Origin of the sequence: Nocardioides pinisoli, from assembly GCF_024199985.1 — a bacterium.
Taxonomy (GTDB): domain Bacteria; phylum Actinomycetota; class Actinomycetes; order Propionibacteriales; family Nocardioidaceae; genus Nocardioides; species Nocardioides pinisoli.
Genome location: NZ_JANARS010000004.1, coordinates 450,840 through 471,223, shown reverse-complemented (window position 1 = coordinate 471,223; position 20,384 = coordinate 450,840). Strand labels below are relative to the sequence as shown.

Sequence of the window (20,384 nt, the reverse complement as noted above, 5' to 3'; positions counted from 1 at the left end):
CGTCGACAACGACACGCTGCGGCAGGGCAATGACACCACCAGGCCAAGACGAGGCGCCGCCAGCACACCCAGTGCCGGCGGCGCCTCACCCTGCACTCTTGACAACCGCGGACTACATATCAGCCGAGTGCGGCGACCGCTGCGTCGTAGTCGGGCTCCTCGCCGATCGCGTCGGTGAGCTGCGTGTGCAGGACGGTGCGGTCGGTGTCGAGGACGACGACCGCGCGCGCCAGCATGCCCTGCCAGCCGCCGTCGGCCATCGCGACGCCGTAGTCCTCGCCGAAGGACGAGCGGAACGCCGAGCCGACGAGGACGTCGTCGATGCCCTCGGCGCCGCAGAAGCGGGCCTGCGCGAGGGGCAGGTCGACGGACACGTTGACCACGGCGGTGTTGTCGAGGCCGGCGGCGAGCTCGTTGAACCTCTTGACGCTCGCCTGGCACACGCCGGTGTCGATGCTCGGGAAGATGTTGAGCACGACCCGCTTGCCGGAGACGTCGGCGTCGGTGAGGGACTGGAACTTGGAGTCGACCAGGTCGAAGCCGGGAGCCTGGGAGCCGACAGCGGGGAGCTCGCCCACGGTGCTGACGGTGTTGGGTCCGAGTTGTGTGGTTGCCATGGCCCCAACCTATCGGCCGACGGACCTAGAGTGCCCGCATGGCCACCGCGCGAACCGATGCCCGCACCGACGTGATCATCGAGGTGCTGCGCGACGCGTTCGCCCCGCTGATGCGGGCCGACCCCGCCGCGTTCCGCGCCAAGTACCGCAAAATGGCCAGCGACCCCCACGCGTTCTACCGCGGCAGCGCCTGCCTGTTCTACAACGACGTGACGTCGGAGCAGGACGACTGGGCCGGCCACGGCGCGGAGCGCATCTGGATCCACGGTGACCTGCACGTCGAGAACTTCGGGACCTACCTCAACTCCGACGGCCGGCTGATCTTCGACATCAACGACTTCGACGAGGCCTACCTCGGCAGGTTCACCTGGGACCTGCAGCGCTTCGCGGCGAGCCTGGCCCTCGTCGGCTGGCAGAAGGCGCTGCCCGAGGAGTCGATCCGCAAGCTCGTCGCGCGCTTCGCCCGCAGCTACCTCGCCCAGGTCAACCACTACGTCGCCTCCGACGACGACCACGACTTCGCGATCCGCCTCGACAACGCCGACGGCCCAATCCACACCGCCCTCACGGTGGCCCGGGAGATGCGTCGCGCGGACCTGCTCGACGACCTCACCGTCCTGCACCGCGGCACGCGCCGCTTCGCCGAGGACGCGACCGCCTGGCGCCTCCCGCGCGAGGAGCGGGCCAAGGTGGTCGCTGCCTTCCGCTCCTACCTCGACACCATCCCCGAGTCCAAGCGATTCGACCGCGAGCTGTTCTACGAGCTGCGCGACGTGGTCGGCAAGTCGGGGTTCGGGATCGGAAGCGCCGGCCTGCCGGCGTACAACGTGCTGGTCGAGGGCTACAGCCAGGCGCTCGACAACGACGTCGTGCTCAGCATGAAGCAGGCCAACATCCCGGCCGTGAGCCGCTTCGTCGACACCAGCGACGTCGACGCCTACTTCGAGCACGAGGGCCACCGCACCGCGGTGAGCCAGCGCGCGCTGCAGGTGCACACCGACCCGCTGCTCGGCCACACGAGCATCGACGGCGTCGGATTCGTCGTCTCGGAGATCTCGCCCTACGAGGTCGACCTCGACTGGAGCGAGATCAACGAGCCCGACGACATGCGCGCCGTGGTGGACCTGCTCGGCCGCGCGACCGCCAAGATCCACTGCGCCTCCGACGAGGACAGCGAGCAGGACCTCGTGGACTTCCAGGTCGAGGAGGCGATCGCCGCGTCGATGGAGGGCCGTCGCAACGAGTTCGTCTCGTGGCTGTGCGACTGGGGGATCGCCTACGCCGTCCGCGTGCGCGAGGACCACGCGCTGTTCGTCGACGCCTTCCGCGAGGGCCGGGTCGGGATCGCCTCGACGTGATCCCGGCCGGCCCCCGCGGGGCCGAGCCGTCGCCTCAGGCGTCGATGGTGGACATGTCGCCGTAGCGGTCACCGGCGACGGCGTCGCGCGGGACCGCCTGCTCCAGCGCGGCCAGGTCGTCCGCGGTGAGCTCGACGTCGAGCGCGCCGACGTTCTCCTCGAGGTACTTCACGCGCTTGGTGCCGGGGATCGGCGCGACGCCGAGCCGGTCGTCGCCCTGGGCGAGCACCCACGCCAGCGCGAGCTGGCCCGGCGTGCAGCCCTTGTCGGCGGCCAGCTCCTCGACCTTGCCGACCAGGGCGAGGTTGGCGTCGAGCGCGTCGCCGCTGAACCGCGGAAACCGGCCCGTGGCGCGCGAGTCGTCGGACTCCAGCGACTCGCGGGTGACGGCGCCGGTGAGGATGCCCCGACCGAGGGGGGAGTAGGGGACCAGGCCGATCCCGAGCTCACGCAGCACCGGGGCGATCTCGTCCTCGAGGTCGCGGGTGAAGAGGGAGTACTCCGACTGCAGTGCGGTGATCGGGTGCGTGGCGTGGGCGCGCCGGATGGTCTGGGCGCCGGCCTCCGACAGCCCGAGGTGGCGAACCTTGCCGGCCTCGACGAGCTCCTTCATCGCCCCGACGGTCTCCTCGATGGGGACCGTCCGGTCGACGCGGTGCTGGTAGTAGAGGTCGATGTGGTCGACGCCGAGCCGCTCGAGCGAGGCGTCGCAGGCGCGCCGCACGTAGTCCGGGGAGCCGTTGATGCCGACCCACGAGCCGTCGGGGTTGCGCTCGTTGCCGAACTTGGTGGCGAGCTGCACCTCGTCGCGCCGGTCCTTGATCGCCCGGCCGACCAGCTGCTCGTTGGTGAACGGGCCGTACATGTCGGCGGTGTCGAGGAAGGTCACGCCGAGGTCGAGGGCGCGGTGGATGGTGTCGATGCCCGACTGCTCGTCGGGGGTCCCGTAGAACTCCGACATCCCCATGCAGCCGAGGCCGAGGCTGCTCACGGTGAGCGGGGAGGCGGTGCCGAGGGTGCGCTGTGCGATGGATGTGTGGGTCATGTCCTCCACCTCACTCCTTGCAGTGCGCTCGAAGTCAAGGCCGATCAGGCGGACTGCTCGACCTTCCCCTCGTAGAGCGCGATCTTGTAGTCGATCGCGCGCAGGTGGCCCGTCACCTCGGCCAGCTGGCGCTCGACGACCTCGCGGTGCGCGAGGAGAAGCCCCAGACGCTCGACCTCGTTGCCGTCGCCCTCACGCACGAGGGCGGCATAGCGTCGTACGTCGCGGATGGGCATGCCGGTGGCGCGCAGTCGCGTCACCATCTGGATCCACCGGAGGTCCTCGTCGGTGTAGCGGCGATGGCCGGACGGTGCCCGGTCGACCGAGTGCAGGAGCAGCCCGTCACGCTCGTAGTAGCGCAGGGTGTGGGCGGTGAGCCCGGTCCGCTCGGCCGCCTCGGCGATCGTCAGGCTGGTCATCCGACCAGTCTCCGACCTGGAGTGCGCTCCAAGTCAAGCCTCAGTAGGCGAGTGGTCGGCTCTCCCGGGGCAGGTCCGTGAGCTCTGTGTACCCCTGGGTCGGCGTGATCCGCCCGTGCCGGTAGGCGGCCACCATGGCCGTGACCATGTCGGTGAGGTTCGGGAACCACGGTCGGAGGTCGAACGGGTCGTTGGCTGCATGGGTGTCCCACACGAACAGGCTCCCGACCGGGCCCGCAGACCCCGTCGTGTCGACACACACGAGCCAACCGTCGAGTGCCACCAGGACCGGGAACCAGCCGTCCTTGTACCAGCCGGTGCCGAGCGCCTCGGCGACCCCGGCCTCGGCCTCGAGCGCGAGTGCGGCGTGGTGCAGGACCGTGGCCTGACCAAGCGTCGGCAGGTGCCACACGCCGAACAGGCACGTGTCGTCGGACAGCGCCGGCGCGCGCGGCGGGATCGTCGGATCCACCTCGGTGCCATCGTGCCAGCCAGGGCGACCTCGAGACCACTGCCCGCCTTGATCACGCACCCAGTGCGGGACGGTGGAACTGCGCGGTCGCGTACGGCCCGCCGACGTGCTCGGCCTCCGCGTCGTCCTCCGGCCGCCGCTCGATCCGGTCGGCCCAGGCCTCGGCGTCGTCCTGGGGCTCGTAGCCCAGCCGCCGGCCCGGCTCGAGGTCCCACCAGGCGCGGGTGTTGGCGCTGATGCCGTAGAGGACGGCGTAGCCGGGCGCGGGGGTGCTCAGCGCGGCCTCGACCATGCGGACGCAGTCGCCGTGGGAGAGCCAGGTCGACAGGCCACGCACGCTGGTCGGCTCCTCGAGGAACGACCCGATCCGGCACGCGACGGCGTCGATGCCGTGGCGGTCGGCGAACAGGCGGAGGAGCGACTCGGCGGCGACCTTGGCGACGCCGTAGTAGGTGTCGGCGCGGGGGAGCGCGTGGTCGGTCAGCGTGCCGTCGCCGCGGGGCGTGCGTCCCACGGCGTGGTTGGACGACGCGTAGACGATGCGCGGCACGTCGTGGACCACCATCGCGTCGAGCAGCGCCGCGGTCGTGACGACGTGGGAGGTGAGCTCGTCGGGCAGCGACGCCTCCTCGGGGATGCCGGCGAGGTGGACGACGGCGTCGAGCCTGCCCCCGGTGGACAGGGCGGCGAAGACCGCCTCGACGGCGTCGCCGTCGGCGCAGTCGGCCTCGTGCCAGGCGAACGGCGTGCCGTCGGGCGGCGGGACGAGGTCGAGGCCGACCACCTCGTGGCCGGCGGCGGCCAGGCCGGCGGTGACCACGCGGCCGATGCTGCCGGCGGCGCCGGTGACCAGGACACGCATCGCGGGCCTCAGATCCTCGCGACGACCCGGCTCAGCAGACCGCCCATCCGGCTGGCGGCGGAGCGGCCCGCCTCGAGGACCTCCTCGTGGTTGAGCGGCTCGCCGCTCAGGCCGGCGGCCAGGTTGGTGACCAGGCTGATGCCGAGGACCTCCATGCCGGCCTCGCGGGCGGCGATCGCCTCGAGCGTGGTGCTCATCCCGACGAGGTGGCCGCCGAGGATGCCGGCCATCCGGACCTCGGCGGGCGTCTCGTAGTGGGGGCCGGGGAACTGCACGTAGACGCCCTCGTCGAGGGAGTCGTCGACCTCCTTGCACATCGCACGGAGCCGCGGGCTGTAGAGGTCGGTCAGGTCGACGAAGTTGGCGCCGACGATCGGGCTGGTGCCCGTCAGGTTGATGTGGTCGGAGATCAGCACCGGCTGACCGGGCTGCCAACCCTCCTTGAGGCCGCCGCATCCGTTGGTGAGGACGATGGCCGAGCAGCCGGCCGCGGCCGCCGTACGGACGGGGTGCACCACCGCGGCGACGCCCTTGCCCTCGTAGTAGTGGGTGCGCGAGAGGAAGACGAGGAGGTTGCGGTCGCCGCTGCGGATGGAGCGGATCTTGCCGCTGTGCCCGGCGACCGCCGCGGCGCTGAAGCCGGGGAGGTCGGTGGTGTCGATCTCGGCGGTCGCCTCGCCGAGCGCGTCGACGGCCGGGAGCCAGCCCGAGCCCAGCACGAGGGCGATGTCGTGGCGCTCCACGCCCGTCAGCTCGGCGAGCCGGGCGGCGGCCTCGGCGGCACTCTCGTAGGGGGTCGGGGCGACGGCAGCGTGGGTCACGCCGCGAACTCTAGACCGACCGGCCGGCGCTGCCGAGGGCCTGGTGGTCAGAGCCCGGTGGACCGGCAGGCGCGGCGTCGCAGGGCCATGACGTAGTCCTCGGGGGCGCCCGCGGCCTCCGCCGCGTCGGCCAGGACGCCGAGGTAGGACGCCGAGGGCAGGCCCCCCTCGTAGGCGTCGAGGACGTAGGCCCAGACGACGAGCTCGCCGGTCATCGTCTGCACGCGCACCTTGGTCTTGCGGTAGAGCCCGGTGTCGGCGGCCTCCCAGCCGTCGAGCGCCCGCTCGTCCTCGGGCGTCACGTCGTAGACCGCCACGAAGACCTGCTCGAAGGGGTCCTGGACGATCGTCGAGAGCGCGCCGTCCCAGCCGTGCTCTTCCCCGCCGAAGGTCAGCCGCCACCCCGTGAGCCACCCCGTGGAGTGGAGGATCGAGTGGGGGCAGCGCTCGCCCATGCGGGCGGGATCGAGGTTCGTCCCGTAGGCGGCGTACAGGGTCACGGGCGACACAGTATCGAGCCGCGACCTCGGGTGGTCGCCCCGCGCAGCCGACAACTAGGCTGGGCGCGTGACCGACACCCACTTCGACACCCTCGTCCTCGGCGCCGGCCCCGGTGGCTACGTCGCCGCGATCCGCGCCTCCCAGCTCGGCCAGAAGGTCGCCGTGGTGGAGGAGAAGTACTGGGGAGGGGTCTGCCTCAACGTCGGCTGCATCCCGTCCAAGGCGCTGCTGAAGAACGCCGAGCTGGCGCACACGCTCCAGCACGAGAAGGCGAAGTTCGGCATCGAGGGCGACGCAACGATGTCGTTCGGTCCCACCCACAAGCGCAGCCGCGACGTCAGCGCCGGCATCGTCAAGGGCGTCCACTTCTTGATGAAGAAGAACAAGATCACCGAGATCGACGGCTGGGGCACCCTCACCAGCGCGACCGGGATCGACGTGAAGGGCAAGGACGGCCAGACCACCGGCTACACCTTCGACAACCTGATCCTCGCCACCGGCGCGACCGTGCGCCTCGTGCCCGGCGTGGAGCTCAGCGACAACGTGGTGACCTACGAGGAGCAGATCCTCACCGACGAGCTGCCCGGCTCGATCGTCATCGGCGGCTCCGGCGCGATCGGCGTCGAGTTCGCCTACGTCATGGCCAACTTCGGCGTCGACGTGACGATCGTGGAGTTCCTCGACCGGATGGTCCCCACCGAGGACGCCGACATCTCCAAGGAGCTCCTCAAGCACTACAAGAAGCTCGGCGTGAAGGTGCTCACGTCGACGGCCGTCAAGAAGGTCGAGGACACCGGCTCGGGCGTCAAGGTCACCGTGGCCCCGGCCGCGGGCGGCGACGAGCAGGTGCTCGAGGCCGACAAGTTCCTCGCCGCCTTCGGCTTCGCCCCGCGGGTCGAGGGCTTCGGCCTCGAGAACATCGGCGTCTCGGTCTCCGAGCGCGGTGCGATCGAGATCGACGACTACTGCCGCACCAACGTCGACAACGTCTACGCGATCGGCGACTGCACCGGCAAGCTGATGCTCGCCCACGTCGCCGAAGCGATGGGCATCGTGGCGGCCGAGACGATCAACGGCGCCGAGACCATGCCGGTCGAGTACGACTTCGTGCCCCGCGCCACCTACTGCATGCCGCAGATCGCGTCGTTCGGCTACTCCGAGGCCCAGGCCAAGGACAAGGGCTACGACGTCAAGACCGCGACGTTCCCCTTCACCGCCAACGGCAAGGCCATGGGCCTCGGCGAGGCCATCGGCTTCGTGAAGGTCGTCGCCGACGCCGAGCACAACGAGATCATCGGCACCCACATGATCGGCCCCGACGTCACCGAGCTGCTGCCGGTCATGACGCTGGCGCAGAAGTGGGACCTGACCGCCGACGAGGTGGCCCGCAACGTCTTCGCGCACCCGACGCTCGGCGAGGCCGTCAAGGAGGCCGTCCACGGCATCGCCGGCCACATGATCAACCTCTGATGACCGATCACATCGTCATCATCGGCGGCGGACCGGGCGGCTACGAGGCGGCGCACGTCGCCGCGCAGCTCGGCGCGGAGGTCACCGTCGTCGACACCGACGGCGTCGGCGGCTCGGCGGTGCTCACCGACTGCGTGCCGAGCAAGACGCTGATCGCCACGGCCGAGCTGATGACCGACATGTCGACGGCGCGCGAGCTCGGGGTCAACTTCCACGACCACCAGGGCGACGCGGCGACGACCATCAGCGTCGACCTCGCCCGGGTCAACGCCCGCGTCAAGCAGCTCGCGGCCGACCAGTCGACCGACATCGCCGCCCGCCTCGACCGCGACGGCGTACGGGTGCTCACCGGTCGTGGCCGCCTCGGGCCGGACCTGACCGTCGTCGCCACGACCGCCGACGGCGAGGAGACCCTGCAGGCCGACGCGATCATCGTCGCCACGGGTGCCGCGCCGCGCACGCTGCCGAGCGCCCAGCCGGACGGGGAGCGGATCCTCACGTGGGAGCAGGTCTACGACCTCACCGAGGTGCCGGAGAAGCTCATCGTCGTCGGCTCGGGCGTCACCGGCGCGGAGTTCGCCAGCGCCTACCTCTCGCTCGGGATCGACGTCACCCTGGTCAGCAGCCGCGACCGGGTGCTGCCCGGCGAGGACGCCGACGCGTCAGCGGTGCTCGAGGACGTGTCGACCCGGCGCGGGATGAAGGTGCTCAGCCGCTCGCGCATGCAGTCGGTGACCCGCGAGGGCGACGAGGTCACCGTGACGCTGACCGACGGCCGCACGGTCACGGGCAGCCACTGCATCCTCGCGCTCGGCTCGATCCCCAACACCGCCGACCTCGGTCTCGAGGAGGCGGGCGTCGCCGTCGACGAGGGCGGCTTCATCACCGTCGACCGCGTCTCGCGCACCTCCGCGCGCGGGATCTACGCCGCGGGCGACTGCACCGGCGTGCTGATGCTCGCCTCGGTGGCCGCGATGCAGGGCCGGATCGCGATGTGGCACTTCCTCGGCGACGCGGTCGCGCCGCTCGACCTCAAGAAGGTCTCGTCCAACGTCTTCACCTCCCCGGAGATCGCCACCGTCGGCTGGTCGCAGCAGGCCGTCGACGCCGGCGAGATCGCAGCCGAGGTGGTCACCCTGCCCCTGGCCGGCAACGCGCGCGCCAAGATGCAGGGCGTGCGCGACGGCTTCGTGAAGCTCTTCTGCCGACCGGGCACCGGCATCGTGGTCGGGGGAGTGGTCGTCGGGCCGCGCGCCTCCGAGCTCATCCACCCCGTGTCTATCGCCGTCGCGGAGTCGCTGACCGCCGACCAGCTCGCCCACGCGTTCACCGTCTACCCGTCGATGAGCGGCTCGGTCGCCGAGGCCGCGCGGCGCCTGCACCACGTCTGACGCGCTGCTCGGGGCCCGGCCCCGGCTGGCACGCCCGGCACCACCACGTGCGGCGGTTGGCGGCGTCGCCCGGCACCTCGGCCTGCACGCTCACCGGCCCGCCGCAGCGGCGGCAGCCCTGGCGCTGGCGTCCGGTGACCCAGTGGTCGTCCCCCCTGACCGGTGACCCGGTCGTCACCTGGTAGGCCCCGGGCACGGTCGCGGAGTGCCGCAGCATCGTCGCCGCCCGCTCGACTAGGTGCGCGACGTCAACCTCGCCGATCGCGGTCCATGGGCTGACGCCGGTGAGGAAGGCGAGCTCGTTGGCCCAGAGGTTGCCCAGGCCGGCCAGCGACCTCTGCTCGAGCAGCGCGGTCACCAGCGGCACGTCGGGGTGCGCCAGCAGGCGGCGCACCGCCTCGTCGGCGTCCCAGTCGTCGCGCAGGGGGTCGGGACCGAGGTGGCCGACGAGGTCGGCCTCGCGGTCGGTGGGCACGAGGGCGAGGTCGTGCAACCGGATCCCGTGGACCGTGCGTCCGTCGTCGAGGGACAGCACCAGGCGGACGTGGGGCTGCAGCTTGCCGGGGAGCCGCTTGCCCGGGGCCAGGGTCGACCACGAGCCGTCCATGCGTAGGTGGCTGTGGAGCGTGGCGGGCGGGGAGCCCGCGCTGCCCGACAGCCGGGTCAGCAGGTGCTTGCCGTGGGTGTCGTGGCCCAGCACCTCGCGTCCTGACACGTCGCGGGTGGCCAGGGCGGGGGTGCGGAAGTCGGAGCGCGCGACGGTGTGGCCGGCGAGCTGGCGGTCCAGCCGGCGGGCGAGCTTCCACACGCTGTCTCCCTCGGGCACCCGTCCAGTGTCACAGGCGGCTACGACAGCGGTCGCCAGCCGCCACCCGGTCGCGCGCACGGATCCCGCGGTCCCTGCCCGTCACGACCGGACCGCCTGTAACCTCGGGGGCTCGTCGTCCGTTCTCGGGGGAGAGACCACCTGATGACCCGTTCCCGCCTGCTGTCCATCGCGCTCGCCACGAGCGCGCTGCTGCTCCCTGCCCTACCGGCGTCCGCGACCGACGTGTCGTCGGCCGAGCCGCGCCGGCAGGTCGAGACGTGGGCCGTCGCCGGCAGCAGCGCGATCACCATCAGCGGCCGCGGTTTCGGCCACGGCAACGGCCTGTCGCAGTACGGCGCGCTCGGCGCGGCACAGCAGGGCCTGACCTGGCAGCAGATCATCGAGTTCTACTACCCCGGCACGACGTGGGGCGCGGTCCGCGGCAAGGTCCGCGTGCTCATCACCGCCGACACGGGTCGCGACGTGCAGGTCGCGGCCGAGCGCGGCCTCAAGGTCGGCCGGGTCGGCCGCTCGCGCACCTGGCGGCTGCCCTCCAACGGCGCGCGCAAGTGGCGCCTGGTCGCCGCCGGTCGCGACACCGCCGTGCAGTGGACGAAGCGCGGCTCGTGGCGCACCTGGAGGAAGGTCCCGGGGGAGGCCGAGTTCAGCGCCGCCGACGGCCGGCTGACGCTCGTGCTGCCCGGCGCCCGGCGCGACTACCGCGGCACCCTGCAGTCCGTCGCCCCGCGCCTGGGCGGCAAGCGCGAGACGGTCAACCGCGTCGGCATGGAGGCCTACCTGCGGGGCGTCGTGCCGCAGGAGGTGCCGGCGCTGTGGACCACGGCGGCGGTGAGTGCCCAGTCGGTCGCGGCGCGCACCTACGCCGCGTTCGAGCGCTCCCACCCGTCCGCCTCCCACTACGACCTCTGCGACACCACGCAGTGCCAGGTCTACGGCGGCGTCGACGTCGAGCACCCGGCGGCGACGGCGGCCATCGAGGCCACGGCCGGGCAGGGGCTCTACTTCGAGGGGCGTCCGGCGTTCACGCAGTTCTCCGCCAGCAACGGCGGCTTCTCCTCGGCCGGCTCGATGCCCTACCTGGTGGCGCAGCCCGACCCCTACGACGGCCTCGTCAACCCGACGTACTCGTCCTGGACGACCACCATCGACGACACCCAGGTCGAGAAGCAGTGGCCCGGGATGGGCGACCTCACCGGCATCGAGGTCGTCACACGCGACGGCAACGGCGACTGGGGCGGGCGCGTCCTCGACATGGCGTTCGTCTTCACCGGCGGCCGCGCGAGCCTGAGCGGTGACGACGCCCGCTCCTACTTCGGCCTCAACTCCGACTGGTTCACCTTCAGCGTGATCCCGCGCCAGAAGGGACCTGCCCGCCCGTGACACGTCGGCTCCACCTGGCAGCAGCAGTCGCTGCGTTCGCCCTCGCCGCGTCGGCCTGCTCGTCCGGCCAGGCCGCCGGCGACGGCGACGTGGACCTGCCCGACCCCGTCGTCGACACCGAGGTCACGACCCCGATCGACTACGTCGCGATGGGCGACTCGTTCTCGGCCGGCCCGTTCATCGGCACGATGCGCTCCGACCCGCAAGGTTGTGCGCGCTCGAAGGACAACTACCCGGCCTTCGTGGCCGACTGGCTCGATGTCGCCAGCTACACCGACGTGACCTGCTCGGCCGCCACGACCAGGGACCTCTACGAGCCGATGGTGATGTTCGACGGCAACACCACGGGGCCGCAGATCGAGGCGCTCTCCGAGGACACCGACCTGGTGACCCTCGGGATGGGTGGCAACGACTTCGGCATCTACGACTCGCTCATCCAGTGCCAGCGCGGGCCGGCGGCGGTCTGCCCGGTCGAGCGGCTGCGCGCCGACGCCGGCAAGGTCGCCGGCCGCGTCGAGCAGGCCGTGCGGCGCATCACGAAGGCTGCGCCCGACGCGGAGGTCCTCGTCGTCGGCTACCCCGACATCCTCCCCACCGAGGGCACCTGCAAGGCGGTCGGGGTGCCGGCCGCCGTGCTGGCCCCGGTCGCGGACGTCGCCGGCCTGCTCAACGCCTCGCTCCGCCGCGGCGCGCGGGCGGCAGGGGCGTCGTACGTCGACATGGCGGCGGTCTCCGACGGGCACGACGTGTGCGCGAAGGGCCGCGCGTGGGTCAACGGACCCAAGCTGCGGATCGGCGTCGCGGCACCCTTCCACCCGAAGGTCAACGGCATGCGCGCGGTGGCCAGCGAGGTGTTCCGTGAGGTGACCGGTGAGGACCCCGAGGAGATCACCGAGTACGCCGAGCCCGACCCCGACGTGATCGTCCTCAACGAGGGCTGATCACCAGCACCAGGTCGCCGCCCTCGACGGCCTGCGTGGCGGGGACCGCGAGCCGGCTGACCGTGCCGGCGACCGGTGCGGTGATGGAGGCCTCCATCTTCATCGCCTCGATCGTCGCGACCGTCTGGCCCGCCTCGACGCTGTCGCCCTCGGCGACCGTGACCGTCACCGCTCCGTCGTAGGGCGCGGCGACGTGGCCGATGTTGGTCGGGTCGGCCTTCTCGGCCGAGACGACGTCGGCGGAGATCCTGCGGTCGCGGACCTGCACCGGGCGCATCTGGCCGTCGACGGTCGCCATGACGTTGCGGAAGCCGCGCTCGTCGGGCTCGCTGATCGCCTCGAGCCCGAAGAGCATCTCGCGGCCCTCGCGCACCCGCACGGGGTGCTCCTCGCCGCGGCGCAGGCCGTAGAGGTAGTCGACCGTCGAGACCGCGGACAGGTCGCCGTAGGTCTCGCGTGACTCGCGGAAGGCGGCGGTCGGGCCCGGGAAGAGCAGCTCGTTGAGGGTGGCGCGGCGGTCGGAGGCCAAGCTCGCCTTCTGCTCCTCGGTCAGGCTCTCGGTCGGCTGCTTCCAGGTGCGACCGGCGAGCGCCTTGGTGCGGAACGGCTCGGGCCAGCCGCCGGGCGGGTCGCCCAGCTCGCCGTTGAGGAAGCCGATGACCGAGTCCGGGACGTCGTAGGACGCCGGGTCGGCCTCGAACTCCGCGGGGTCGGCGCCGGCCGCGACGAGCGCGAGGGCGAGGTCGCCGACGACCTTGGACGACGGCGTCACCTTCACGACGTTGCCGAGGATGTCGTTGGCCGCGGCATACATGTCCTCGACCTGCTCGAACTTCTCGCCGAGGCCGAGCGCGATCGCCTGCTGGCGCAGGTTGGAGAGCTGCCCGCCCGGGATCTCGTGGCGGTAGACCCGCCCGGTCGGGGACGGCAGGCCGGACTCGAAGGGCGCGTAGACGCGGCGCACGGCCTCCCAGTAGGGCTCCATCGCGTTGACGGCCGCCAGCGACAGGCCGGTCTCGCGCTCGGAGTGGTCGGTCGCGGACACGAGCGCGGACAGGGCCGGCTGCGAGGTCGTGCCGGCCATCGAGGCGCAGGCGGCGTCGACGGCGTCGACGCCCGCGTCGATGGCGGCGAGCAGCGTGGCGAGCTGGCCGCCCGGGGTGTCGTGGGTGTGCAGGTGGACGGGCAGGTCGAAGCGCTCCCGCAGCGCGGTGACGAGCGTGCGGGCCGCAGGCGCGCGCAGCAGGCCGGCCATGTCCTTGATCGCCAGCACGTGGGCGCCGGCGTCGACGATCTGCTCCGCGAGCTGCAGGTAGTAGTCGAGGGTGTAGAGCCGCTCGTCCGGCGACGACAGGTCGCCGGTGTAGCAGAGCGCCACCTCGGCCACCGAGGTGCCGGTCGCGCGGACGGCGTCGATCGCCGGACGCATCTGCGAGACGTCGTTGAGGGCGTCGAAGATCCGGAAGACGTCGATGCCGGTCTCGGCGGCCTCCTGCACGAAGGCCTCGGTGACGGCGGTCGGGTAGGGCGTGTAGCCCACGGTGTTGCGCCCGCGAAGCAGCATCTGCAGGCCGACGTTGGGGATCGCCTCGCGCAGGGCGGCCAGGCGCTCCCACGGGTCCTCGGCCAGGAAGCGCAGCGCGACGTCGTACGTCGCTCCGCCCCAGCACTCGACCGACCACAGCTCGGGGGTGGTCCGGGCGACGTGCTCGGCCACCGCCAGCAGGTCGCGGGTGCGCACGCGCGTGGCGAGCAGCGACTGGTGCGCGTCGCGGAAGGTGGTGTCGGTGACGGCGACCCGGTCCTGCGCGCGCAGGCGGCGGGCGAACTCCTCGGGCCCGACCTCCCGGAGCAGCTGCCGGGTGCCGAAGGGGACCGGCTGGGTGCGATCGAGCTCGGGCAGCTTGCTCGCCGCGGACACCGTCACCGGCGCGCGGCCGTGCGGCTGGTTGACGGTGACGTCGGCGAGGTAGGCCAGCAGCTTGGTGGCCCGGTCGGCGCCGAGGTTGGCCTTGAGCAGGCTCGGGTGGTCCTCGATGAACGACGTGGTGACGCCGCCGGCGGCGAAGTCGGGGTCGGCCAGCACGGCCTGGAGGAAGCCGACGTTGGTCGAGACGCCGCGGATGCGGAACTCCAGCAGCGCGCGGCGGGCCTTCTGGACGGCCGCCTCGAAGGTGCGGCCGCGACAGGTGAGCTTGGCGAGCATCGAGTCGAAGTGCGGGCTGATCTCGGCGCCGGAGTAGGTGGTGCCGCCGTCGAGCCGCACGCCCGGCCCGCCGGGGGAGCGGTAGGTGGTGATCTTGCCGGTGTCGGGGCGGAAGCCGTTGGCGGGGTCCTCGGTGGTGATGCGGCACTGCAACGCGAAGCCGCGCGGCTGCACCGCGTCCTGGCTGAGGCCGAGGTCGGCGAGGGTGGCGCCGGCGGCGATGAGCATCTGCGACTGCACGAGGTCGACGGCGGTGACCTCCTCGGTCACGGTGTGCTCGACCTGGATGCGGGGGTTCATCTCGATGAAGACGTACTTGCCGGTGGGGTCGAGCAGGAACTCGACGGTGCCGGCGTTCTTGTAGCCGATCTCGCGGGCGAACCGGACGGCGTCGGCGCAGATGCGGTCCCTCAGCTCGGGATCGAGGTTGGGCGCGGGGGCGATCTCGACGACCTTCTGGTGGCGCCGCTGCACCGAGCAGTCACGCTCGTAGAGGTGGATCACGCCGCCTTCGGAGCCCGTCCCGTCGGACAGGATCTGCACCTCGATGTGGCGCGGGTCGACGACGGCCTGCTCGATGAAGACGGTGGGGTCGCCGAAGGCGCCGTCGGCCTCGCGCATGCAGGTCTCGATCGCCTCGCGCAGGTCCGCTCGGTCGTTGACGCGGCGCATGCCGCGCCCGCCGCCGCCGGCGACGGCCTTCACGAACAGCGGGGCCTCGATCTGCTCGGCCGCGGCCAGGAGCTCCTCCACGTCGGTCGACGGCGGGACGGACTCGAGCACGGGTACGCCGGCCGCCTTGGCCGCCGCGATCGCGCGCGCCTTGTTGCCGGTGAGGGTGAGGACCTCGGCGCTGGGGCCGATGAACGTGATGCCCGCGGCGGCGCACGCCTCGGCGAGGGCGGGGTTCTCCGAGAGGAAGCCGTAGCCGGGGTAGATGGCGTCGGCCCCGCACCGCACGGCCACGTCCACGATGGCCTGCGGGTCGAGGTAGGCGCGGACGGGATGGCCCTCCTCGCCGATCTGGTAGGCCTCCTCGGCCTTCATCCGGTGCTCGGACCAGCGGTCCTCGTGCGGGAAGACGGCCACCGTGCGCACACCGATCTCGCGCGCTGCACGGAAGGCCCGGACTGCGATCTCGCCACGGTTGGCGACGAGCACCTTGGAGAACATGGGCCGCACGCTATCGAGTGGTGGGTGTGACGTGGGTTACCCGTCCGTACCCCGGTCGGCCTCAGGCTGCCGACCGCTCCTGCGTCCGCCACCAGGCCACCGTCCGTGCGACGCCCTCGGCCAGCGGCGTGGGGGAGAGGCCGAGTCGGGCCTCACTGGCGCTCGAGTCGAGGACGAACGGCGCCGTGAACATGTAGGAGGTCTCGGCCAGCTCGCGCATCTCGCGCGACACCGTTCCGGACGCGCGCAGCACCCACGACGGGATGGCCGACGTCCTGGGCGCCGGCACGCCGCCGGCCTGCGCGACCAGCTCCACGAGCCGTCGCTGGGTGACCGGGGCGGCGGTGGGCGCGTGCAGGAACGAGTTCCACAGCTCCTCGCGGCCGGCCGCGTCGATCATGGCCGCGGCCAGGTCGGGGACGTAGGTGAACGAGTGGGGCTGGTCGAGGCTGCCCAGAACGCGCATCGTCCGCCCAGCGAGGACGGTGGGGACCAGCCGCTCGCCGGCGTGGGCGTTGCGGACCAGCGGGCCGTAGAAGTCGGACGCGGCGACGCTGACGGTCGGCGTGGGCGAGGCCTCGCGCTGGGCGAGCAGCTCGGTGCGCACGCCGAGCTTGCCGGTCGTGGCGGTGCGCGGCGTCGACTCGGTGATCGTGCCGTCGACCGGGCCGTAGGCGTAGAGGCTCTCGGGGAACACGACGACCGCACCGACGCGGCCGGCCGCCTCGAGGACGACGCGCTCGGCCTGCGGCAGCTCGGCGCGCCACACGCGGGCGTCGTACGCCGAGCCGTGGATGCAGTGGTGCACCGCGACCGCTCCCTCGAAGGCCTCTGCGACCGCGTCGGGACGAGAGGCGTCGACGCGGCGCCGGTCGATCAGCGGGTGGACGGGGCCGGTCCCCGAACGGGTGAGCAGGCGGACCTGCTGGCCCTCGTCGGCGAGCTGCTGGGCGATGGTCGAGCCGACGGGGCCGGCTCCGGTGACGACGTGGACGGTGTTCACGGTGTGCTCCTCAAAGGTGCGGGCGATTTAGAGAGCGGTGCTCTCGTTGTCCAGCATGGCGCATGATCGGAGTGAAAGCAAGAGCACCGCTCTCATCTGTTACTGATGCTCACCCTCTGTGGTTGGATGGACGGGTGCCCGACTCTGCTTCCCTCCCCTCCCCGCGCGCGAGGGCGCGCGCCCGGACGATGCGCGACATCGTCCGCATCGGTCGCCAGCACCTCGCGACGGAGGGCGCGGCCGCCCTGTCCCTGCGGGCCGTGGCGCGCGACCTGGGCGTCGTGTCGTCGGCCGTCTACCGCTACGTCGCCAGCCGTGACGAGCTGCTGACGCTGCTCGTGGTCGACGGCTACGACGAGCTCGGCGACGCGGTCGACGCTGCCCTCGAGGCGGTCGACCGGGACGACCACGTCGGCCGGATCGTCGCCATCGCCCGCGCCACCCGCGCGTGGGCGCTGACCGAGCCCGCGACGTACGCCCTGCTCTTCGGCAGCCCGGTGCCGGGCTACGAGGCGCCGGCCGAGCAGACCACCGGCCCCGGCACCCGTGTCATCGGCCGGCTCGTCGAGGTGTGGGAGGACGCGTGGCAGGCGGGTGCGATCTCGCTCGACGACGCGCCGCTCACCCCCCGCCGGTTGTCCCGCGACCTGGCCCGGATCCGCAAGCAGATGGGCATCACGGCCCCCGACCTGCTCCTCGCGCGCGGGCTCTTCGCCTGGGCGGCGCTCTTCGGCTGCGTGTCGTTCGAGGTGTTCGGGCAGTACGGCGCCGACACCTTCAGCGACCCCGGCGACCTCTTCGAGCACCACCTCGCGGCGCTGGTCGAGACCGTCGGGCTGGAGTAGCCCGACCGTCCGCGTCGCGGATCCCGTGCGCTCGGCCCTGCCGTGCGGCACACTCCAGTCATGGCCCAGCAGCAGCTCGCGAGCAGCACGCGATCGCGCCATCGGCGGTCGTGGGCGGTCTTCGGTGGCGCCTCGACGGTCGCCCTGGGCGCCTGCCTCGTCGCGGCGTTCCGCTCGAACGGCACGACCGGCGCCGGCCTCGCCTTGATGGGTGGACTGATCGTGGTGGGCATCGCGGCCGCCCTGATGCAGGCGGCCCTCGCGCCGTTCCCGGAGGAGGTGGCGACCCGGCGCGCCAGCAGCTTCGAGGGTGGCGGCTCCGACGGTGGCGGGGGCGGCGACGGGGGGTTCTGAGCACGCCGCTCCCCGGGCTCGGGTGCGGTCGTCCGGCTGCGGCTAGTCGGCGCCCCGGATGGCGCTCAGGATGTTCGGCACGCTGGACGGGTGGGCCATCTCGAGGGCCGGGAGGTCCCTCGGCTCGAACCACCTGAGGTCGTCGTGCTCCTCCGGCGCGACGTTGACCGGCTCCCCGTCCCAGCGGGTGACGAGGAACGCGTGCACGTCGAGGGTGGGGTCGCTGACCTCCATCGGGATGGGGCGGGGGTCGTGGATGCGGATCCCCAGCTCTTCGAGGCACTCCCGCCTGACTGCCGCGTGCGGCGACTCGCCCCGCTCGACGTGCCCGCCGCCCTCCTCGCGGCAGATTCGGGCCTCGGTCGTTGGTTCGGGCGGCAGTCGTGAGCCGCTGTCACCATGGGCGGTACCGGACGGTGTACGTGGAGCCAACCTCGGTCTGTAGCCGCTGCACGAGGTCCTGAGCGCGGACGTCGAGGCGCTCGTACGCCTCCTGGGTCCTTTGACTGGGGGCCGCGTCCAGATCCAACATGCTGTCGCCCCATCTCGCCAGGTCCTCGATGAGCGAGTCGCTCAACCGGAGCACGGCGCTGAGCCAACGAGGGTCATCAGGCAGCAATCCGAAGGGACCCCACAACGGGACGCGCACGCCGTAGTCCCACATGAACGTGATGACTTCGCCGCCAACCGTGATGTCGAGTCCCACCGAATCCTCGTCGAGGCGCTCGCGTGCAGGCTCGTGCGCTGGACCGTGCGCTGCGACGTACACACCGTCTCCTAGGTGCTTTGGGTCAAACGCCTCGTCGTTGCTCACGAACCGATCTGAGCACTGACGGCGTCTGGTGTCACCTGCAATGGCGGACGCATCGCGGCAGATCCGGGCGAGCGTAGCCGCCCGCAACGCGGTAGATCCGGACGACTTCGACGTCTAGGCCTGGTCCGGCTTGTACGCGTACCAGCGCCCACCCGGAATGCCGTTCGGGTGCTGAGCGGCCAGCTCCTGCAACCGAGCAAAGGCCGGATCGACCGGCAGCGATGGGCTGTCACAGGGCACAAGGTTGTACAGGCTGTAGACCAGGTAGCTCTTGTCGCGCGGTAGGTCCTTCACCTGTTGCCGGACGTGCTGTGCTCCCGCATCCATCTCCCAGCCGCCGATGCCGCACATGTCGTCCCACTCGTCTGGCGTCATGACGATCTCGACGGCTCGGGTCGAGCCGCCTCCTTCATCAAGCACCACGGTGAGACCGCCGGGGTCTCGGTCGGTCACTTCCCCAAGGGTGGCAAGGACGTCGACCAGGTGATCCCACCACGTGTCGACCCCGCGCTCCATCTGGGCAGGATTGCACAACAGGCACCCGCTGCGTCGCTGCAGACCACACGGATCTCGGCAGATCCGTGCGCTGATCGCGGGCAGGTCCGACGTTGTATCCCCACGAGGCACCGGTGCCACGGCAAGGGTCTCCGGTCAGTCAGTACCCGGGTTAGGAGCCGCCATCACGAGGGAAGGCAGAGTCGGCCTCCAGAGTCTCCAGGCCGGTCATGCCGGCATCGAGCAATGCTTCCCGAACCTCTCCGCTGATGATCACTCGGCCCGTGCGTCTCCCTCGGCGCAGGCTGTGCACCGGGCCGGGAGCATCGACCTCTTCCAGTACCGAGAGATACCCCTCGACGGGGGATCCGTTCCTGAGACGAACGTCGGCTGGCCAGGTCTGCAGACGAGCGCCGCACGACTCAAGCACCGCACACATGCGTTCGCTGTACACCTTCAGCCCATCCCCGTACTGCCACACCGCGTCAACCAGGCGCTTGCCGGAATGGCCCGGGAGTGGCATGAAGTACCACTCGACGTCCCGAACTCCCGGCGGCCCTTCCGTGGCGAGCAACTCATGAACCGGCTCTCCCCCCGGCGTCTTCCAAACGCCGTACTCGGGCGCTGTCGGCCCCGCTAACCCCACCCACAGATCTCGTGTCGCGGCGGCCGGCCCCATCTCGAACCAACTCACGCTGAGGAACATAGCCTCCACGGCTGCCCTCGGACGTTCTGATCCACACGAGGACCACGCCCGAGACCGGTGGGCCACCACGTCCGCTCATCGACAGATCCGCGCACATCTCCGGGGCAGATCCGGACGCTTGTGGTCAGGACGAGAGCGCGTGGGGCGAGATGACTACAGGACCTCGTCGAAGGCGCTGCGCTCCGCTTCGTCGGGACGCTGGCTCTGCATGAACTCGTGCATCGCTACGACGTCCGCGTGCTTCATCGGAGGGTCCTCCATACCCCGTTCCTCGATGCGCTTCCACAGCACATCCGCAGGGGGGTCGAGGAAGAGCAGTTCGGTGCGCGCGCCTAGCGTTGTGGCTTCTGCCCTCAGACGTTCGCGTTCGTCTCGGCCCCAGGTTCCCCATTCGATGATGGCGGTGCCCCCGGCGCGGAGCACGTCGAAGGCCATGTCCCACTGCAGCCCTTCCACGCGGGCGCGAAGTTCGTCATCCCACAGGTTCGCCCCTAGTGCGGTCATCCACTCGTCTGGGCAGAACCGGATCCCCCGCCTCTCGGCCTGCAACCTCTTGGCCTGCGTCGTCTTGCCGCTGCCGGGGAGGCCGGAAACAACGACAAGGCATCCTGGTTCACTCACGGGGCACAGGCTACGAGAGCGTCCGGACACGTCGTCCGCTCATCGGCACGTGCGCATGCCC

General features: G+C 71.5%; 22 protein-coding genes. 7 read left to right on the top strand and 15 right to left on the bottom strand.

All coding sequences use genetic code 11. The features are described 5' to 3' along the window. Positions 1–119 precede the first annotated feature (119 nt). Positions 120–617: a thiol peroxidase gene (gene tpx / locus NCI01_RS11740; protein ID WP_254181662.1), complete on the bottom strand. Its 498-nt coding sequence runs from the start codon at positions 615–617 to the stop codon at positions 120–122. 38 nt (positions 618–655) lie between these two features. Between tpx and NCI01_RS11735 the strand changes: the two genes are divergently transcribed. Further along, positions 656–1,975, top strand: coding sequence for a DUF2252 domain-containing protein (locus tag NCI01_RS11735; protein WP_254181661.1), 1,320 nt, complete (start codon positions 656–658; stop codon positions 1,973–1,975). 34 nt (positions 1,976–2,009) lie between these two features. Here the strand turns inward: NCI01_RS11735 and NCI01_RS11730 are convergent, their stop codons facing one another. Genes NCI01_RS11730 through NCI01_RS11700 form a run of 6 tightly spaced genes read right to left on the bottom strand, consistent with a single transcriptional unit; the run spans position 2,010 to position 6,094 of the window. Then, positions 2,010–3,020: an aldo/keto reductase gene (locus NCI01_RS11730; RefSeq protein ID WP_254181660.1), complete on the bottom strand. Its 1,011-nt coding sequence runs from the start codon at positions 3,018–3,020 to the stop codon at positions 2,010–2,012. A 44-nt stretch (positions 3,021–3,064) separates the two neighbouring features. Then, positions 3,065–3,439, bottom strand: a complete 375-nt coding sequence (locus NCI01_RS11725) for a MerR family transcriptional regulator (protein ID WP_254181659.1) — start codon at positions 3,437–3,439, stop codon at positions 3,065–3,067. 40 nt (positions 3,440–3,479) lie between these two features. Beyond that, positions 3,480–3,911 (bottom strand): hypothetical protein, encoded by a 432-nt coding sequence (locus NCI01_RS11720; protein WP_254181658.1) that lies wholly within the window; start codon positions 3,909–3,911, stop codon positions 3,480–3,482. Positions 3,912–3,963: 52 nt separating this feature from the next. Then, a complete protein-coding gene (locus NCI01_RS11715; RefSeq protein WP_302181888.1) occupies positions 3,964–4,773 on the bottom strand; it encodes an NAD-dependent epimerase/dehydratase family protein in 810 nt (269 codons plus the stop codon). Positions 4,774–4,781: 8 nt separating this feature from the next. Continuing rightward, entirely contained in the window at positions 4,782–5,594 is an 813-nt protein-coding gene (locus NCI01_RS11705; RefSeq protein ID WP_254181657.1) for a purine-nucleoside phosphorylase, read from the bottom strand. 47 nt (positions 5,595–5,641) lie between these two features. Next, positions 5,642–6,094 (bottom strand): gamma-glutamylcyclotransferase, encoded by a 453-nt coding sequence (locus tag NCI01_RS11700; RefSeq protein WP_254181656.1) that lies wholly within the window; start codon positions 6,092–6,094, stop codon positions 5,642–5,644. A 67-nt stretch (positions 6,095–6,161) separates the two neighbouring features. On the opposite strand from NCI01_RS11700, the gene lpdA reads away from it, so the two are divergent. Both lpdA and NCI01_RS11690 read left to right on the top strand, forming a co-directional pair. After that, positions 6,162–7,565: a dihydrolipoyl dehydrogenase gene (gene lpdA, locus NCI01_RS11695; protein WP_254181655.1), complete on the top strand. Its 1,404-nt coding sequence runs from the start codon at positions 6,162–6,164 to the stop codon at positions 7,563–7,565. Next, the gene (locus NCI01_RS11690; RefSeq protein ID WP_254181654.1) at positions 7,565–8,956 is read left to right on the top strand and encodes an NAD(P)H-quinone dehydrogenase; all 1,392 of its coding nucleotides are present in this window, start codon (positions 7,565–7,567) and stop codon (positions 8,954–8,956) included. The genes lpdA and NCI01_RS11690 overlap by 1 nt, the downstream gene beginning before the upstream one ends. Here NCI01_RS11690 and NCI01_RS11685 read toward each other — a convergent pair. Beyond that, entirely contained in the window at positions 8,892–9,782 is an 891-nt protein-coding gene (locus NCI01_RS11685; RefSeq protein WP_254181653.1) for a DNA-formamidopyrimidine glycosylase family protein, read from the bottom strand. The genes NCI01_RS11690 and NCI01_RS11685 overlap by 65 nt on opposite strands. A 144-nt stretch (positions 9,783–9,926) precedes the next feature. On the opposite strand from NCI01_RS11685, the gene NCI01_RS11680 reads away from it, so the two are divergent. Next, positions 9,927–11,165, top strand: coding sequence for a SpoIID/LytB domain-containing protein (locus NCI01_RS11680; protein WP_254181652.1), 1,239 nt, complete (start codon positions 9,927–9,929; stop codon positions 11,163–11,165). Continuing rightward, positions 11,162–12,106 (top strand): SGNH/GDSL hydrolase family protein, encoded by a 945-nt coding sequence (locus NCI01_RS11675; protein ID WP_254181651.1) that lies wholly within the window; start codon positions 11,162–11,164, stop codon positions 12,104–12,106. Before NCI01_RS11680 ends, NCI01_RS11675 begins: the two co-directional genes overlap by 4 nt. Here the strand turns inward: NCI01_RS11675 and NCI01_RS11670 are convergent. Next, entirely contained in the window at positions 12,093–15,485 is a 3,393-nt protein-coding gene (locus tag NCI01_RS11670; protein ID WP_254181650.1) for a pyruvate carboxylase, read from the bottom strand. The genes NCI01_RS11675 and NCI01_RS11670 overlap by 14 nt on opposite strands. Positions 15,486–15,546: 61 nt before the next feature. Next, positions 15,547–16,488 (bottom strand): NAD-dependent epimerase/dehydratase family protein, encoded by a 942-nt coding sequence (locus tag NCI01_RS11665; RefSeq protein ID WP_254181649.1) that lies wholly within the window; start codon positions 16,486–16,488, stop codon positions 15,547–15,549. Between the two features lie 134 nt (positions 16,489–16,622). On the opposite strand from NCI01_RS11665, the gene NCI01_RS11660 reads away from it, so the two are divergent. Next, positions 16,623–17,333: a TetR/AcrR family transcriptional regulator gene (locus NCI01_RS11660; RefSeq protein WP_254181648.1), complete on the top strand. Its 711-nt coding sequence runs from the start codon at positions 16,623–16,625 to the stop codon at positions 17,331–17,333. Between the two features lie 60 nt (positions 17,334–17,393). Continuing rightward, positions 17,394–17,687, top strand: coding sequence for a hypothetical protein (locus NCI01_RS11655; RefSeq protein WP_254181647.1), 294 nt, complete (start codon positions 17,394–17,396; stop codon positions 17,685–17,687). Positions 17,688–17,729: 42 nt separating this feature from the next. Here the strand turns inward: NCI01_RS11655 and NCI01_RS11650 are convergent, their stop codons facing one another. The 5 genes from NCI01_RS11650 to NCI01_RS11630 all read right to left on the bottom strand — a co-directional run bounded on the left by NCI01_RS11650 (position 17,730) and on the right by NCI01_RS11630 (position 20,323). After that, the gene (locus NCI01_RS11650; RefSeq protein WP_254181646.1) at positions 17,730–18,119 is read right to left on the bottom strand and encodes an NUDIX domain-containing protein; all 390 of its coding nucleotides are present in this window, start codon (positions 18,117–18,119) and stop codon (positions 17,730–17,732) included. Next, positions 18,082–18,501, bottom strand: a complete 420-nt coding sequence (locus NCI01_RS11645) for an immunity protein CdiI family protein (protein ID WP_254181645.1) — start codon at positions 18,499–18,501, stop codon at positions 18,082–18,084. Before NCI01_RS11645 ends, NCI01_RS11650 begins: the two co-directional genes overlap by 38 nt. A 114-nt stretch (positions 18,502–18,615) precedes the next feature. Then, positions 18,616–19,017 carry a hypothetical protein gene (locus NCI01_RS11640; protein ID WP_254181644.1) on the bottom strand — a complete coding sequence of 134 codons (402 nt, stop codon included), beginning with the start codon at positions 19,015–19,017 and terminating at the stop codon, positions 18,616–18,618. A 151-nt stretch (positions 19,018–19,168) separates the two neighbouring features. After that, positions 19,169–19,690 (bottom strand): hypothetical protein, encoded by a 522-nt coding sequence (locus NCI01_RS11635; protein ID WP_254181643.1) that lies wholly within the window; start codon positions 19,688–19,690, stop codon positions 19,169–19,171. 165 nt (positions 19,691–19,855) lie between these two features. Further along, positions 19,856–20,323 carry a P-loop nucleotide/nucleoside kinase family protein gene (locus NCI01_RS11630; RefSeq protein WP_254181642.1) on the bottom strand — a complete coding sequence of 156 codons (468 nt, stop codon included), beginning with the start codon at positions 20,321–20,323 and terminating at the stop codon, positions 19,856–19,858. Positions 20,324–20,384 lie beyond the last annotated feature (61 nt).

Excerpts from the sequence above, each read along its gene's own strand:
- tpx (WP_254181662.1), bottom strand. The coding sequence starts at position 617 with ATGGCAACCACACAACTCGGACCCAACACCGTCAGCACCGTGGGCGAG.
- NCI01_RS11730 (WP_254181660.1), bottom strand. The coding sequence starts at position 3,020 with ATGACCCACACATCCATCGCACAGCGCACCCTCGGCACCGCCTCCCCG.
- NCI01_RS11640 (WP_254181644.1), bottom strand. The coding sequence starts at position 19,017 with ATGGAGCGCGGGGTCGACACGTGGTGGGATCACCTGGTCGACGTCCTT.
- NCI01_RS11670 (WP_254181650.1), bottom strand. The coding sequence starts at position 15,485 with ATGTTCTCCAAGGTGCTCGTCGCCAACCGTGGCGAGATCGCAGTCCGG.
- NCI01_RS11655 (WP_254181647.1), top strand. The coding sequence starts at position 17,394 with ATGGCCCAGCAGCAGCTCGCGAGCAGCACGCGATCGCGCCATCGGCGG.
- NCI01_RS11690 (WP_254181654.1), top strand. The coding sequence starts at position 7,565 with ATGACCGATCACATCGTCATCATCGGCGGCGGACCGGGCGGCTACGAG.
- NCI01_RS11715 (WP_302181888.1), bottom strand. The coding sequence starts at position 4,773 with ATGCGTGTCCTGGTCACCGGCGCCGCCGGCAGCATCGGCCGCGTGGTC.
- NCI01_RS11680 (WP_254181652.1), top strand. The coding sequence starts at position 9,927 with ATGACCCGTTCCCGCCTGCTGTCCATCGCGCTCGCCACGAGCGCGCTG.
- NCI01_RS11725 (WP_254181659.1), bottom strand. The coding sequence starts at position 3,439 with ATGACCAGCCTGACGATCGCCGAGGCGGCCGAGCGGACCGGGCTCACC.
- NCI01_RS11735 (WP_254181661.1), top strand. The coding sequence starts at position 656 with ATGGCCACCGCGCGAACCGATGCCCGCACCGACGTGATCATCGAGGTG.